The organism is Postechiella marina (genome assembly GCF_039538365.1).
Classification (GTDB): domain Bacteria; phylum Bacteroidota; class Bacteroidia; order Flavobacteriales; family Flavobacteriaceae; genus Postechiella; species Postechiella marina.
In genome coordinates this window covers 463,749-477,325 of sequence record NZ_BAABCA010000005.1, presented here as the reverse complement: position 1 = coordinate 477,325, position 13,577 = coordinate 463,749, and the positions used below count along the sequence as shown (strand labels likewise).

Sequence of the window (13,577 nt, the reverse complement as noted above, 5' to 3'; positions counted from 1 at the left end):
ATAAGCGTTGCGTTTGTTTCTTAATTTAAAGCTTCAAAATCAACAAGTTTACAGTCAATTTCTGTTCTGTTAATACCTTTTACTTCAAATAAAGCATTAAAATATTTTTTATTGGCTGGTAAATTTTTATAAAAATTTGCCAGCCATTTTTTATTCATAAAATTATTTACAGTAGCCATTACACCTATGTCGTTGTTAGATACAAAAAACAGAGCTTTTTTACCGTTTTCTAGAGCATTATAAGACACCATAGCATATTCATACGATATGCCTTCTTTTATTTTATAACTGTATGTTTTTTCTTTTCCGTTTTTAACAACAACAAAGTTACTAACATTTGTATTGTGTTTAAAAATATGACTATCTTTTAAAAAGATAGATTTAGATGTTCCCATGGTTTTAAATTGACCTATATACAGTAAATTATTGGTTCTGGTTTCGTCCATTTCAAAGCTGCTTTCTAATCGTAGCGAAAAATTACTGTTATGTTTTAAAAACCATTCAGTAAGGTTTTTTACAGAAAAAGGTGCCATTTTAGAGAGTAGAGTGTAATTGGCTAATTTAATAGAGTCGTTAGGGTGTTTTTCAACATAATTTATAAAATCAGATTTATTGTTTATGTAAAAATTCATAGTAGCAAAACGCTCTAAACCTACAGTTTTGTATATCATGGTTTGATCTGCCATAACGCATATGTTAGACGAGCTTTTAAAAAAATCATTCCAGCAATAAAGGTCTTCTTTAAATATTTTTTTAGAAATAAATAAAACCGTTAGTAGCAGTGTAAAAATACTAGCTCCCCATAATATTTTTTTATTAATAGTCGCCTTTAATTTAGTATTTTTTTGCGTATTTCGTTCTTGAAATTTTAAGTTGTACTGTCCTTTTTCTACAATAAAAATTAAATTATCATCTTTACCAGAAGTTGCATAATACTCTTTTAGCTTTTTGCGCAGGTTGTACATATAAACCCTTACTTTACTATCCTTATTTTCTGGGGTGTAACTGTCTTGAAAAAGTTCTGTGCCAACAATATACTCGCTAACATCGCTTTTTTTTATGGCTTGTTCTACTAAAAATTTTAATAATCTAACATTTCTAGGCGATTTTTCAAACATGCGATCATTGCATATTTTTAAAAGATATGTTTTAATAATAGATGTATCTAAGTGTGGGCTCATAATTGTAAAAGTAAAGAAACAAGAAATACTATCAAAACACAGTAATAATAAGGGGTGTTAATTTAAATTAACTTTTTAAGTAACCGCTAAAAAACTTAATTTAATATAGTTTATATGTCTAAAAGCTTGTTTGTCTGTATTTTTAATAAAATAAATATAACCTATAAATTATAATGATGAAGTTTTTTAAACTTGCCTTGTGTCTTGGTTTGGCGGTGTTAAGTAATGTGCTTGAAGCTCAAATAGTTTTGCTTGGAGATAACTCTCCTAAAGAAAACGTAAACGATGGTAATTTCGAATTAATACCTGCGGGTTCGTGGCGAAAAGGATTGCAATCTCCACATTGGAATAATAGCCATGGCCCATCTAAATTAACGGGAGATAGTAGAATGGCTTTGTTTAAAGGGAGAATGTATAGTTCGGTTCCAGTTGGTATTATAGAGTCTAATATTTTAAATAATATATCAGCATATTCTAAAATATCTGAAGGTGATATATTGAATTGGGGCTTTGGTGCAGATTCAGAATACGATTGTAATGCTAAAGTTACATTAAGCTTAGTATTTGGTGAAAACGAAAGGATTTTAGCCGAAAAAAAAGCGCTTATGGGTGGCGATTTAAAAGTTCAGCATTTTAAAGGCGTGTATAAGGTTAAAAAGAAAGATGCCGAAGGAGGTATGCCTTTTGTTCGAGCAACTTTATACTCTAACGAAGGTGTAAAAGTGTTTTTAAACTATGTGAACATAAGTGTACAGGCGCCAGAAACTAATGGCCCAAATATTTTAAATGCAACAGTGGTTTCTACTGGTGTTAAATTAAAATGGGAGGATAACATGGAGACTAAAATGGCACGATATAATGTATATCGAGGAGAAAAGATAGGAGCTGCTTATATAAAAATAGCAAATAACTTAAAGTCTTTAGAGTTTACAGACACTAACTTAATTAATGGTAAACAATATCATTATTTAGTAACTCGGGTTAGTGGGAAAGAATCATCAAAATCTCCTGTGGTTACCATAACAAAAATAGATAAGGTAAAGCCTAAGCCACCAACAAACTTAACCACAAATGTTTTTGATACAGAGGTTAAAATTAATTGGAAAAAAAGTGTCGATAACGATGTTAAATATTACACTGTGTATCGAGGCGATTCAAAGGGTGAAAATCTTCAAGAAATAGCGCGTCAGCTTACTAAAAATTCATTTATAGATTATACACCTTCAAAAGGTGTTGAAAATTCCTATATTGTTTGTGCTCACGATTATAGTGGTAATAAAAGTGAAGCTTCTATATCAGCGAAAGCGAAAGTAAAAGCAGTTTTTGGAGCATCTTTTAGCGATTTAATATTGCCAATGCCTATTCATAATAAATTAACATCTAATGTTTGGGGAGCAGATGGTGTTTTACCGCGAGATGCCGAAAACGGTATTGAAGATCCGGAGTGGAGTTATTGGGGAGGAAGACCGGTAAAAGATAAAGATGGAAAATACCATATGTGTGTTACACGTTGGCCTGCTAATGCAACTAAAGGGCATTGGGAATGGCCATTTTCTACTGTTGCTCATGTGGTTTCAGATAAGCCAACTGGCCCATATTTAGTTAAGGAAGATACAGCTTATAAATTTGGTAATGGCTTAGGGCATAACCCAGATGTTGTATTGCTTAACGATGGTACTTTTATGTTGTATTCTTTAATTAATTGGGAAGCTACTTTGTTTACATCAAAATCTATGAATGGTCCATGGAAACGCTTGGGAGTTATAGAAGTCGATTGGAAGAATTCTGGTGAATCAGAAAGTCGATCGTATAGGTTTTATAGAAACCTATCTGGAGTTCAGTTGGAAGATGGTCGCTTTTTATTTGTAACAAAGGCAGGAGCAATAATGAGGAGTCAAGATAAGAACCCATTAGGCCCTTATAAAGTGTTAAGTAAGCCTATTCAAGGTAATCCTATAATTCCAGAAAAATATAGGGGATCTAATTATGAAGATCCTGTGATATGGAAGGATGAAGTGCAGTTTCATATGATGATTAATGCTTTTTGGGATTATAGAGCCATTTATTTGCGTTCACCAGATGGCATACACTGGAAGTTTAACCCTGGAACCGCTTATACACCACATAACACAGCTTATGAAGATGGTACACAAACCAATTGGTATAAATTAGAGCGTCCTCATGTTTTACAAGATGAGTACGGTAGAGCATCTCACCTGTCTTTAGCGGTGATAGATGTGCCAAAACGAGACGATTTGGCAAAAGATAATCATAGCTCTAAAAACATTATTGTGCCATTAACAATACATAAAAGAATAAAACTTTTAAATAAAAAGAAGCTGGATAAAAACACAAAAAATATCAAACTTCTTATACAAAGCGAGCAAGGGTTTAATGCTCAAAAGGATATTGATATTAAATCATTGCGATATGGAGCATCAGAAGTTGTTGATTTTGGTAAAGGCTGTAAAGTGACTAAAATAAAACGAAAAGGAAAAGACTTGATTGTAGAATTTGATGGAAAAGATAATGGCATAACAGAAGCTAATTTTGCAGGTAAGTTGTTAGGGAGAATGCTAAATGGAGAATTGTTGATAGCTTATTCTAAATTAGAGAATTAATAATATAAATTAGACCATTTGTTTTTATTTTTTACCCAATCTTGATGCTTTAAAGTGTGTTTGTTTTCTAATTTTGAGTGCTTAATATATTATTCAGAATTATTTTATGAAAATTAGAAGCCTCTTTATTATTATCATTCTTTTTAATTTTTGTTCTTGCAAAGAGTTACAACAAACTGTAAATACGCCAGAAATAAAAAATTATAAAAATTTAAGCTTTAAACCGTTGTCAAATAAGCAAGTAGAAAGCTTTAGAAATAATGCATTAAGCTCACAAATTCTTGTGGAAGATGGTTACTATGTTTGGGGGTTAAGCGTTGTAAAATGGGAAGGGAAATATCACGCATACTATTCTAGATGGAACAAGAAATACGAACATAAAGGTTGGATGACGCATTGCGAAATAGCTCATGCTGTTTCAAACAAACCCGAAGGCCCTTTTAAATTTGTAAATGTTGTTTTAAAAGATAAAAAAGAAGGTGGTTGGGATATTAACAACTCTCATAACCCTTACGCTATTGTTGCAGAGGGCAAAATTTGCTTGTACTACATAGCTAATGATGTTAAAACGCTTTTAGAAGAAGATGGACAAGGCATGGTGTATCCAGATAACCAATGGTTTGAAAATAACAGATCTAGAATACGAGACAAACAATGTATAGGTGTAGCGGTGGCAAATAAGCCTTCTGGACCATTTAAACGATCAGAAAATGTTGTTGTAAAGCCAGATGGCGTTAAGTTTAAAAGTATAGCTGTAAACCCTGCGGTTGTTTATCATGATAATAAATATTTGATGATAATGAAGGGCGATGATGTTAATCGAAAAAAAACATTTAGAATTCAATTAGTTGGTAATTCGGATGCTCCAGAAGGTATTTTTAATTTCAATTCAAAACCTGTTTTTGATGAGGTGCAGACAGAAGATGCTTGTATGTGGTTCGATCAAGTTTTAAATAAATATTATATGGTTTGCCATGTTATGGGTAAAAGTGAATTGGCTCTCTTTAATTCTAAAAATGGATTTGATTGGCAAGCCGATGAAAGGAAAATATTTATGAAAAAAGAATTTACCTTAACAGATGGTACTGTTTGGAAACCTAAACGTGTAGAACGTCCTTTTGTTTTAACCAACGAAAAAGGGCAACCAAAAATGCTTTATGTTGCGGTTTACGATGGAGATGTTAATGGTAATATTGCTATCCCTATAGAGTATTAAAGCTTTCAAGAATAGCTTTTTTGTGTAAGTAAAATATAGAATTATTCTAAAATTTCTAATTCTACAAGTTCGCACTCTATTTCTGTTCGTTTTAGACCTGTTACCTTAAATAAGGCATTAAATTGCGAGTTTGATGATGGAAGCTGATTTGTAAACTCTTTTAGTTTATTTTTAGAAGTAAACATTTTTATTATGCCCATTACTCCAATGTCATGATTTGAAATAAAAAATATGTTGAATTTGCCATTATCAAGTTTCTGGTACGAAACCATAGCGTATTCTAGACTAGTCAATTTATCATACGAAGCTACATAACGTTTAGCTTTTTTTTCTTGTTTATAAAGAAAACCATCAAGCAATAATTCAAATGCTTTACTATCACGTAAAAAAAATGGTTGGCTAGCCTGCATGTTTTTGGCTTGTCCAATGTATATAATATTTGCTTTGTTATAGTCAGAAAATTGAGTTTCACTTTCTAGTTGAATATCAAAATTCTCATCAAATGCCCTAAACCATTGGTTTAAATAATGGATTCCAAAAGGGCCCATTTTACTGGACATTGTAAAATTAGCTGCTTTTAAGTTTAGGTTTGGGTTCTCTTTAATAAAGAGAGATAAATCTGCTTCATTATTTACGTTTTTTATTGAAGAAAACATATTTTCTTGGTCTTTAAATTGATTTGCAACCATGTAATTATCTGCAACAATACAAATGGTTTTTCCGTTAAATATAGGTGTCCATATATAAGAAGGTTTAGCAAATTTTGTAGCTAGAAAAAGTATTGCTATTAGTGCAGTGGTTGCTATTAAAGAGTAGAGGACTGTTTTTTTTGGTAAACTATTAACATTTTTATTTTTGGTTGTATTAATAAGGTGCGAATTTTTGTTAAATGTTAAGTTGTATTGCCCTTTTTCTATATTAAAAATAATGGTTTCGTTACGTCCTTGTCCTTTATAATATTCATCTAACTTTTTTCGTAGATAAAATACATAAGAACGAATTCTACTGTTATTCTGGTTTGTAGTGTACTTATCTTGAAACAATTCTATACCTATAGAATGCTCTTTTACATCTTTTCCTGAAAGCGCTTCATTAATTAGATAGCGTAATATCCGTTCTTGAAGAGAGGATCTTTTAAAAACTTTATTGGTTATTATTTTTTCAAAAGCTGTCTCAATTGCTTTTATGTCATGGGTGTTTTTCATGTTAGCTAAATTAACAAAAAGGAAGTAGAGATAGCTTTAGTGTAATAGAATAAAGCTGTGTTTTTAACATGTATAAAACCGTTTAAAGATAGTTTTTTTTGGTGCTTTTATTAAGAGAAGCTAATTTAACCAATAGAAAAACAGACTATTTTAATATGAAGTTGTTGGACACCTAAAATATTAAAAAGTTGTATCTATTAAATGTGTAAGGAGGATTTTGAATATAGATTTATAAGTTAGAATTATGAAATTAAAAAATAGGAAAAAGTGGCTAAGTAGGACTTTAATAATGTTATTGATATTATTGGCAAAAGATATTAATGGACAAAACAAGCAGACAACGACAGACGATTGGAATTTACCCAAAGTTAAAGACGTTTTAGATAGCAATTTGGTTAAGCTTAATTATAGAGAGCTGAAAGGAACACTTCCTATTAGGCAAACGGAATATATGATTCGTGTGCCAAAAAAATGGAACGGAACATTATTGAATGATCTCGATTTTTGTAATAAAGCTAATTCATACTTGAGTATGTTGTTGTTAGAAAAAGGTTATGCATTATCTGGGACACATCGTAGAAAAGATAGAAGTAAAAGCTATGATCCAGCACATGAAGCTCATGATTTTGTTACAATTTTTGATTTATTTGAAGTAGCTTTTGGAAAACCAAAACGAATTATTCAACTTGGTTGTTCTGGAGGTGGTACGGTTACTCTTTCTATGGTAGAAAAATATTCGGATAGAATTGATGGCGGAATTGCTGCTTGTGCAGCCACAAGCCAATGGATGGCAAATATGCATTTAGATGGTTTGTTTGTTATGCAGTCATTAATAGCGCCAGAGTTACCAATAGTAAATCTATTTAATTATGAGAATGAGCAATTGGAAGAATTAGGTATTAAATGGAAAAAAGCAATAGATAAAGCACAAAAAACTCCAGAAGGGCGTGCTCGTATTGCTTTGGCTATAACTATTGGTCAGTGGCCTGCATGGGGTGGTCGAGGAAATGCTATAGTGGATAAGCCAGATATAACAGATTTACATGCGTTACAAGAAAGTATGTATTATAGTATGGCTATGCTTCTTCCAAATCTAAAAACTAAAGGGACCTCAATGATTGAAAGGGCAGGAGGAGGACAGTTAAGATCTAATGAAGGAATTGATTATGTCGAACTGTTTAACAATGGAAATAAAAATTACAAAACTGCTGTTAAGCTATTATATAAAGAAGCAGGAATTAATCTTTTAACTGATTTTGAAAAAATTAATGCGGCACCGCGTATTAAATCAGATCCTATCGCTATTAAATATTGGAGTGCACCAGGTAGAACACATGTTGGAGAACCTAAAGTTCCATTACTTAGAATCCATACTAGTGGTGATGGCTTAGTTTATCCTGTATTAACACAAGGCTACGAAGAATTAGTGAAGCAAAAAGGATATTCAAAACTATTTAGAAGTGCTTATGTTAATAATTGGGGGCACTGTATGTTTAGTAGTGGCGAATGGCTGTCTGCTATTGAAACCTTAATGCTGCGGTTAGATACTGGTTTTTGGCCAGAAACAGATCCGCAAGCAATGAATGAAAGAGCAAAAAAAATGGAACCTAATTCTAAAGCTAGATTTTTTAATTTTCAAGGAGTCGAAAAGCACAATAGAACTTGGGTACCTTCTATTGAAAATTATATTGGGGAGCAAAAGTAGTTGTTTCTTATGGTAAGATAAAAGGTTGTGTAATATGGTGTTTATGGCGCCATGTATACAAGAATTGTATTACTTTTCAATAGAAATTAAATAACTCAAAATTAAAAAGGAACTACCATTTCTAGCTTAATATTAGTATTTGTTCTATCCTGTCCTTTTACTTTAAAAATAGCGGTAAAATATTCGCTGTTTTTTAAGTGTTTGTTTTTAAAGGCTGTTAAACTATCTAGGTTTGTAAAATATTCAACAGTGCCACTAACACCAATATCGTGCTGAGAAAAGAATACAAAATGTTCTGTGTTGTTTATACTTGGGTATTTAGATACAATAGCATATTCTTCTCTGTGGTTTGTGTTATTAATTTTTATTTCGCTTTTAGATATTAAAGGGTGATGTTCTATAATTAAAAAATTGTCTTTAATCTTACAATATGGGTTTCCTTCATTAAAAAAGTGAATAAATTGGTTTTTGTTTTTTGTAGGTCCAACATAAATAGCATAACCTTCTTTTATTTCGGAGATTGAAGTTTGAGTGGTAAATCGAATGTCAAAAGATTTGTTGTAGTGCTGGTAAAATTGTTGAAATTGTTGAGTTGCTAAAGCAGCCATTCTTGTGGAGTAGGAGTAATTAGCTGGTTTTATTTCATTTTTAAGTTCTGGCTTGGTATCTAATAAGTTATAAAATTCTTCAACATTATTTATACTAAAATCTCTTGTCCACCCCATATTATTGGTAATAGTTTTTCCCGTAGCACCAAAGTGATCGCCAATAAATAAATTTGTTGGAGTGTCTTTAGAAAGGAATTTATCCCAAATTACAGAGGGATTAGGAGTTCTGTTGGAGTAAAATATTATAATAATAGCAGTAAGCAGTCCAAGGTAAGGTAAAAGAAGTGGCCAATTTATACGTTTAGGGAGTATGTTTTTTGATGGTGTTTTTTCAAACCTAACCTTATATTGGCCTTTATCAATAATAACACGCCAATTGTCATTATTACCCTCATTTGTATAATAAGCAGTCAGTTTTTTTCTAAGGTTATAGACATTAACTCTAACTCTTGGGGTGTTTTTTTCTGTGCTTTCTTTATTTCCAAAAAATTCAATATCAATAACACCTTCTTTTAAATGCACATCGTCGTTGGTTGCATTAAATAAGTACTGCAATAATGCAATGCTTGTTGGTGCATTTTTAAATGTATTGCTTTTTTTTATGTTGTCTACAATACTTTGTTTTTGATGATTTTTTAGCTGCATTTACTTAAAGTATTTTATACTTATGTAGTTTGTATTTATATGTTATAACCGTTATAGCTACCGTTAAAGTAGCGTTAAAGTTAAAAAAATAAAAGCGTATTAATAGATTTGAGTCGAAGTAATTATGCTTATACTACATAAAATGAAACCTTTTTTAGATAACGATTTTTTATTAGAGACTAATACAGCCAAAGAGTTGTATAGTTCAAGTGCTGTTAAAATGCCAATTATAGATTACCATTGTCATTTAAGTCCCAAACAAATAGCAGAGAACAAGAATTTTAAAAACCTTACAGAACTTTGGTTATATGGGGATCATTATAAATGGAGAGCTATGCGAACCAATGGTGTTTCTGAAAAGTATTGTACTGGAGATGCTACAGATTGGGAAAAATTCGAGGCTTGGGCAAAAACGGTTCCACATACTTTAAGAAACCCATTGTACCACTGGACGCATATGGAGCTTAAAATTTTTTTTGGCTACAATGGTATTTTAAATGGAGATACAGCAAAAGAAGTTTGGGATTTAGCAAACGATAAATTAAAAATGAATCATTTTACGCCTCAAGGGCTTTTGGAGATGATGAATGTGGAAGTGGTATGCACTACAGACGATCCTATAGATTCATTAGTGTATCATAAACAAATAGCTGCTTCAACATGTAAAACAAAAGTATTTCCTACCTGGAGACCAGACAAAGCAATGGCTGTAGAAGATGCAGAAGCCTTTAATGTATATATAGATAAGTTGGCAGCAGTTTCAGAAATAAAGATTTCTACTTTTAATGATTTATTAAATGCTCTAGAGGTAAGACATGACTTTTTTGCTAGCTTAGGTTGTAAATTATCAGATCATGGAATAGAAGAATTTTATGCAGAGCACTATACTGGTGAAGAAATTCAAACTAGTTTTTTTAAGATTAGATCAGGGATAGAACTAGATCTTTTAGAAATTAGAAAATTTAAATCTGCAATGCTTTACGAATTGGGAGTAATGGATAACGATAAGGGTTGGGCGCAACAATTTCATTATGGTGCTTTAAGAAATAATAACACTAGATTATTAAGTCAACTAGGTCCAGATACAGGTTTCGATTCTATTCACGATGTAAACGGTGCAGCTGCTATGTCTAAATTTTTAAATAGGTTAGACATAGAAAACAAACTAACCAAAACTATTATCTATAATTTAAATCCGTCTCAAAATGAGGTGGTTGCTACTATGATTGGTAACTTTCAAGACGGAATCATTCCTGGTAAAATTCAGTTTGGTTCTGGTTGGTGGTTTTTAGATCAAAAAATAGGTATGGAAAATCAAATGAATGCCTTGTCAAGCTTAGGCTTGTTAAGTCGTTTTATTGGTATGTTAACAGATTCTAGAAGCTTTTTATCTTTTCCAAGGCATGAGTATTTTAGAAGAATATTATGTAATTTGTTAGGTAATGATGTTGAGAATGGCTTAATAAATAAAGATATGGACTTGCTTAATAAAATGGTGCAAGATATTTGCTACTATAATGCCAAAAATTATTTCAACTTTAATTAAACTAGTAATGCAGAAATTAAAATTAATTCTAGTAGCTTTCTTACTATTATCTCAGGTAAATTTTGCGCAAAAGAATACAAAGACTCAAATTCAATATTTATCTGGTACAGATAAAGACAACTTGGTAGAATGGGATTTTTATGCTTCTGAAGGAAGGAAAAGTGGGGAGTGGACCAAAATAGGAGTGCCTTCTTGTTGGGAACAACAGGGTTTTGGTGCTTATAATTACGGGAGTGATGATGTAAAAACTCGTGCCAAAGAGTATGGTTTATATAAGCATACGTTCCTTGCGCCTATGGAATGGAAAGGCAATGAAGTAAAGATTGTTTTTGAAGGAGTAATGACAGATGCCGAAGTAAAAATTAATGGCACATTAGCAGGAGAAATTCACCAAGGGTCTTTTTACGAGTTTAAATATGCTATTAGCAAACTATTAAACTATGGAAAAGAAAACCTATTAGAAGTAAAAGTAAACAAGGTTTCTGCCAACGAATCTATAAATCATGCCGAGCGCGATGCAGATTTTTGGGTTTTTGGTGGTATATATAGACCTGTTTATTTAGAAGTTTCTCCGAAGGATAATATAGAACGTGTTGCTATAGATGCTAAAGCAAGTGGTGTTATTAATACAGATGTTTTTACAACCTCAAAAAAGGCAGCTTCAGTAAAAATGGTTCTATCTGATGCTAATGGGAATAAAATTCAAGATTTATCAGTTACAGAAAACTCAAGAAGTAATGGTAAATGGAATGTATCGACTAAAGCAAAGACTATAAAAACATGGAATCCTGAGTTTCCTAATTTATACACTTTAACTATTCAAATTCTAAATAAAAAGAAAGAAGTTCTACATAGTATAAATAAACGTATTGGATTTAGAACTGTTGAAATTCTAGAAGCAGATGGTATTTATGTAAACGGTGAGCGCATTAAATTTAAAGGAGTAAATCGTCATTCTTTTCACCCAAAATCTGGTCGTACCACATCAAAAGCATGGAGTATAGAGCAAGCGCAGCAAATGAAGGATATGAATATGAATGCGGTGCGTATGGCACATTATCCGCCAGATGTTCACTTTTTAGACGTCTGCGATTCATTAGGGTTATTTGTTATTGATGAAATTTGTACATGGCACAACCCAATGCTAGACACTAAAGTGGCTCGTAAAATTGTAAAAGAAACCGTGGTAAGAGATGTTAACCACCCTTCCATTATACTTTGGGCAAATGGTAACGAACAAGGTTGGAACCCTGAAGTGGATGACGATTATGCAAAATGGGATATTCAAAATCGTGAAGTTATTCATCCTTGGAGTATTTTTAATAAAACAAATACCATTCACTATAGCCATTACCATTCCTTAATAAACGATTCGTATTCAAAAGAAAAAATATTATTCCCTACCGAGTTTTTACACGGTTTATTTGATGGCGGACATGGCGCAGGATTAGATGATTATTGGAATATAATGTGGAACTTGCCACTAAGTGCTGGTGGGTTTTTATGGGATTTCGCAGATGAAGGTATTGAGCGTACCGATAGAAATAATGAGATAGATTTACAAGGCAGAAAAGCTGCCGATGGTATTGTTGGGCCTTATGGCGAAAAAGAAGGGAGTTACTTTACTATTAAAGAAGTTTGGTCGCCAATTTATATTGAAGAACGTTTTATTAATAACGATTTTAATGGCGTATTTAGATTAGAGAATCGTTACCATTATACCAATTTAGATCAGGTATCGATGACTGCTAAATGGATTGCCTTTAATGGTCCTAATGATGAGAATAATTACGAAGTACTTTCTCAAAGTAAAGTAGAATTGCCTAATTTATCTCCGTTAACAAAAGGAAAATTTACAGTAGAAAAACCAGCAAATTGGCAAGACGCAGAAGCTTTGCACTTAACAGCAATAGATGCTCATGGTAAAGAAATATTTACTTGGAGTTATCCGGTATCAACTTCAAAAGATAAATATAGTCCTAAAGTAGCTGTAGTTGCTAAATCGGCTATAAAAACAGATACTAAAGACAGTAAAATTCATGTTAAAGTACAAAATGTAACATATACATTCTCTGAAGAAACAGGTTTATTATTAGAGGTTAAAAAGGGAGATAAAATAATTCCTTTAAATAACGGACCTATTATTTTAAATCAGAAAGATAAAATTGAAAAAATTGCTGTAGTTCCTACAAAAGATAAAGTTGAAATAAATGTTATTTACGAGAAAACCAAATATTCTCCAAGTTGGTCTACGGTAAAAGAATATGCTTCAGATGTTATAAAATGGACTATACATGCTAATGGCTTATTAGATTTGAATGTGAAATTTAAAGGCAATAGAAATTTAAAAGGCTTTAGAGGTATTACGTTTTCTTTTCCAGAAGACCAAGTTGCAGGTATGAAATGGCTTGGAGATGGCCCATATCGTGTTTGGAGAAACCGAATGAAAGGTACCAGATATCAAGTTTGGGAGAATGATTATAACAATACCATAACAGGTCAATCGGGTTTTGTTTACCCAGAGTTTAAAGGGTTTTTCTCGAGTTTAACTTGGTCTAAGTTAAAAGGAAAAAACGATAACGGATTTAATGTGTATTGCAGAACACCACACACATATTTAAGAATGTTAACACCCGAAAAGTCTGAAGAAGACAACAGAAAAAAAGGGAAAGATAAAACGAGATTAAATCCCGATTTTCCAGAAGGAGACATCTCTTTTGTTATGAATATCCCTGGAATAGGTACTAAGTTTCAAAACTCAGATTCTATGGGGCCACAGGGTAACAACGAGCATTATTTTGGAAATGATGACGATTTAATAGCGTTAGATTTAACCTTTCAATTTTAACC

8 protein-coding genes are annotated in these 13,577 nt (G+C 32.0%); 5 read left to right on the top strand and 3 right to left on the bottom strand.

What is annotated here, in order from left to right:
- Positions 1–20: 20 nt before the first annotated feature.
- The gene (locus ABD715_RS13450; RefSeq protein WP_344788796.1) at positions 21–1,181 is read right to left on the bottom strand and encodes a helix-turn-helix domain-containing protein; all 1,161 of its coding nucleotides are present in this window, start codon (positions 1,179–1,181) and stop codon (positions 21–23) included.
- Between the two features lie 173 nt (positions 1,182–1,354).
- Between ABD715_RS13450 and ABD715_RS13445 the strand changes: the two genes are divergently transcribed.
- Positions 1,355–3,802 (top strand): hypothetical protein, encoded by a 2,448-nt coding sequence (locus ABD715_RS13445; RefSeq protein ID WP_344788795.1) that lies wholly within the window; start codon positions 1,355–1,357, stop codon positions 3,800–3,802.
- A 106-nt stretch (positions 3,803–3,908) separates the two neighbouring features.
- The gene (locus ABD715_RS13440) at positions 3,909–5,018 is read left to right on the top strand and encodes a glycoside hydrolase family protein (protein ID WP_344788794.1); all 1,110 of its coding nucleotides are present in this window, start codon (positions 3,909–3,911) and stop codon (positions 5,016–5,018) included.
- Between the two features lie 41 nt (positions 5,019–5,059).
- Here ABD715_RS13440 and ABD715_RS13435 read toward each other — a convergent pair whose 3' ends face one another.
- Positions 5,060–6,223, bottom strand: a complete 1,164-nt coding sequence (locus ABD715_RS13435) for a hypothetical protein (RefSeq protein WP_344788793.1) — start codon at positions 6,221–6,223, stop codon at positions 5,060–5,062.
- Positions 6,224–6,512: 289 nt separating this feature from the next.
- Here ABD715_RS13435 and ABD715_RS13430 point away from each other — a divergent pair, with 289 nt between their 5' ends.
- Positions 6,513–7,928 carry an alpha/beta hydrolase gene (locus ABD715_RS13430; protein WP_344788792.1) on the top strand — a complete coding sequence of 472 codons (1,416 nt, stop codon included), beginning with the start codon at positions 6,513–6,515 and terminating at the stop codon, positions 7,926–7,928.
- Between the two features lie 101 nt (positions 7,929–8,029).
- Here the strand turns inward: ABD715_RS13430 and ABD715_RS13425 are convergent, their stop codons facing one another.
- Positions 8,030–9,181: a hypothetical protein gene (locus ABD715_RS13425; protein ID WP_344788791.1), complete on the bottom strand. Its 1,152-nt coding sequence runs from the start codon at positions 9,179–9,181 to the stop codon at positions 8,030–8,032.
- Between the two features lie 142 nt (positions 9,182–9,323).
- Here ABD715_RS13425 and uxaC point away from each other — a divergent pair, with 142 nt between their 5' ends.
- On the top strand, positions 9,324–10,727 hold the full coding sequence (gene uxaC / locus ABD715_RS13420) for a glucuronate isomerase (protein ID WP_344788789.1): 1,404 nt from the start codon (positions 9,324–9,326) through the stop codon (positions 10,725–10,727).
- Positions 10,728–10,734: 7 nt separating this feature from the next.
- Entirely contained in the window at positions 10,735–13,575 is a 2,841-nt protein-coding gene (locus tag ABD715_RS13415; protein WP_344788788.1) for a glycoside hydrolase family 2 protein, read from the top strand.
- Positions 13,576–13,577 lie beyond the last annotated feature (2 nt).